This is a genomic window from uncultured Thiodictyon sp., assembly GCF_903946935.1.
GTDB lineage: Bacteria > Pseudomonadota > Gammaproteobacteria > Chromatiales > Chromatiaceae > Thiodictyon.
The window spans coordinates 1-3269 of the sequence record NZ_CAJAXH010000204.1 but is presented as its reverse complement, the minus strand read 5'-3'; the positions used below and the strand labels follow the sequence as shown (position 1 = coordinate 3269).

Annotated in this window: 1 protein-coding gene; it reads right to left on the bottom strand. The window is 64.7% G+C overall.

Annotation, left to right across the window (positions count from 1 at the left end; genetic code table 11):
* Positions 1-20: 20 nt before the first annotated feature.
* Complete coding sequence (locus QZX93_RS17345; protein WP_295391929.1) at positions 21-2849, bottom strand: LPD23 domain-containing protein; 2829 nt, start codon at positions 2847-2849, stop codon at positions 21-23.
* Positions 2850-3269: the final 420 nt, after the last annotated feature.

Genomic DNA, 3269 nt, shown 5'->3' with positions numbered 1-3269 from the left:
TTGTTGACGCTCGCGATCGGTTACGAGGACAGGCGCAGGACGAAGCAAGGGCATCGAAAAAACCAGAGTAGATCACGAAGTTTGCATCTTACAACGCGCTCTTCAGAAACGGTATTAGGATTTTCATCCTGCGGTACTAGCAGCACATACGCATTCCCCGCCGCACCAAAATCAGCCTTCACCGCATAGTAATGGTATGCGCTGACTTGCTGTTCGGTGGCGCGCGGCGCCTCGGAATACAGCGGGATCGCCTGAGCGAACAGCGCCTTTAAGTGCGCGGTCGCCGCCAATACGCGACGATCCGCCGCATGACTTGATGCCTCACGGAAGCCGCGCGCCGAGAACTTAACCCGCCGTCCGTCCCGCGTTAAGGCGCCAAACCCGTCCGCTTCAGTCGCTACCCGCACCGATTCATAAGCGGCCCGCGCGGACGCCCGAGCGTCCTTTATATCCGGCTTAAACGCATCAGGAAACGCCGCCGGAACTGGCGTCATGCCGGTCAATTGCGTTTGCTTCGCCGCCGTCGAGGCGTCCGCCGCTCCAGCATTCTCAGGCCGTGGCGCGCTGTGCATCTCGCGCCCGTTGAAGACCACGATGACATCGGCGTCTGGCACGTCCTGGGTCGCGCCGGGCGGGGTGTTCTCGCGCTCGATGGTCCCCAGGTGCTGGCGGGCCTGGACGTTGCGGGCCTCGGCTTCGCCGGCCAGTCGGCGGTATGCGCTGTAAGGAGTGATTTTGAAGGCATCATCCCATAGCCGGCGAGCCTCTAACACGTCTCCACGCTGTTGCGCCTGGAATGATGCGGCGCGCAGTTCAGCGGACTTATCTTCAGCGAGCGCCGCCGTCTCGGATGACGCGGGGTTGCCGCCGACAGCAAACCCTTCGGTGTACTGGATACCATGCTGAATTTCATGCAGCAGAGTCGTCAGTGCCTCTTGCTGGGTGGGTGCGCGTACCGCGATCGACGGTTGCCGCTCATGCCAATGGCGACCATTCGGGTTGCCCTGCTTATATTCCCCGCTGCGCTGGTCTACATGCGCGCCCACATCCAATGTCGCCTGCATATTCACCAATTGAGGATAGGCTTCGAATAACCGCGGATGATCCAGCAGTTCGTTGAGCGCGCCATCTCGCACCCCGGGGATTAGTCGCGCATCCCGATCATTGATCTCAAACCGCCACTTCCCATCCTGCCCCCGGAACCACCCGGTCTGGCGCCGCACGTCCTCGGCCGTCATCCCATCGGCCAGCCACTCCTGCGCCCGGCTCAAGGCGTGGGTGTCGGCCGTGGCTGCCCGCTCGCCCGCGAAGGCGAATCGGATGTCTTTCGACGGCCCGTAGGTACCGGCATTCTCGGTGGCCGACTTGACCGCTGCCGGATTGAAGGCCGCGACCTCCAGCGTCCCGTCCCCGAACCGCAACACCGCCCCATCGTAACCCGCCGCGCGCAGACGCGCCGTCACCTGGTCAATCTGTTCCTGGTTCGCGTGCTGTAACTTCTTCTTGTCCGCGAGCGCTGCGGGGTAGGGATTGCGCACCGCCACAAACAGCGGCATGACGCGCGGATCGGCTGACCCGCGCTTGATGTTGGCATAGGATTGCGCCAGGCGATCATCATTGGTGGTGTAGACACCCCGCCCCAACCAGCCACGATCTTTGCGGTTGGGATGATTCAGGTCGAAGGCGGTGAAGGCGTCGGCGGTACCGTGGTGGAAGACGGCGGGCTCGCCGTTGGGGTCGACGAATCCGTATCGTCCGGCAGCATCTGTATCACCGCGCTGATTTCCTGCTGCGTTTGTGCCTGCCACAGCAGCGCCGTCCACTCGTCCTGAGAAATCACCGTCCCGTCCGGCTTGCGTATCTCGCCCATCGGTTGCCTCCCAATCGCCAAACCACCGCTTGAAGTTGTCGGTTCGCACCAACACCCACTGTTCGCGGTTCAGTTTAGACGGTTTGCCGTTGGGCGTCGGCAGCGGTTGCCCCTGTTCGTCATGCGCCCGCAGGACATCGGCATACCGGTCCTCGACCGCGCGGTACTGCCGCACCGCCTCCGCCAGTTCCGCCGCGCTTGGCGCGCCTTCCTCGTTGGCATACTGCTTGACCAGCCCCGCCAGCCGGGCATCGGTCAGCCGACCGGTGCCGTTCTGCCGCTCCTGCCCGGCCCGGATGGCGCGAGCCAGGTCGGCCGCGAGCACCCGCATCACGGTCAGGTTAGGCCGTCCGCTCACCAGTCCCAGGGCCTTCAACTTGCCGTGCAGCCACAGCAACAGCCGATCCCAGGCGGTGCCCAGGTCCGAGCGGCGTTGCTCCGCCAGCTTGGCGAACATCTCCTCGGCGATCACCAGCCGGTCGGTCCCGGGCTTGGCGCGCTTCTGCTCCTGGGCCTTGAGCCGGCGCAGGTAGCGCGTGGTGTCGGCCGCGGCGTCCACCATCTCCAGGAAGGTCTGTTTGTCGGCCGGGGTCAAGAGGTCCAGGCCATAGTGACCGATGGCCTCGTGGCGCAGCACGGTCTCACCGTCGGCCCGGTCGCGCAGGTGTTCCGCGACCAGGATGATGCGGTTGCTGTCCGGGTCATAGGCGCCCTTGACGCGCCCGATGCGCCGCAGGGAGTCGGCGCCGAAGGCCTCCGCTTGGGTTTCTACCACCTGCACCTGGACCTTTTCCACCGAGGCGCCCAGCAGGCGCGCGCCGAAGTCGTCGGCGATGGTTTGGGCTTCGTCCAGGGACAGGCCGGCGGGGTGTTCGTGGTCGGCGAGTTGGCTTTCGGGGCTCACCACGGGGTCGCGGGAGAAGGGCACGTCGTCGGGGATCGGGGGCTCGGGCGCGCGGGCCGTTTGCCGATGCGCCAACCATTGCTCCCTCCATGCCGTGAACTCTGGGTCTTCGACCGCTGCCCCCGCCATGGTGGTCGCGGTCGTCCAAGAGGGGATGTTGCGCCGAATCTTGACCGCCTGAACCACCTCTTCCGATGCGCCAATGGCCTTGGCAATCTCCTTGGTCGTCTTGCGTTCGGCGGCCAGGTCACTGACGCGATCGGCAACCCCGTTTTGCTCAGAGCGCTCAGCGAGAGGACGCAGGTTATCGGCTAGCCACGGCGCGACATTCGCCCACGGATCAACGTTCGCAACGCGCCAGGGCGGAACCGTTCTAGCCAGGACTCTCTGTTGCAACCGGCGGTTGTCCGCAACACTGGACAACGCCAGGTGGCCCGGGTATAAAGCACGTCGGTCCCCTTACTGTCCGAGGCCCCGTGCGTGAACCTTCGTGAG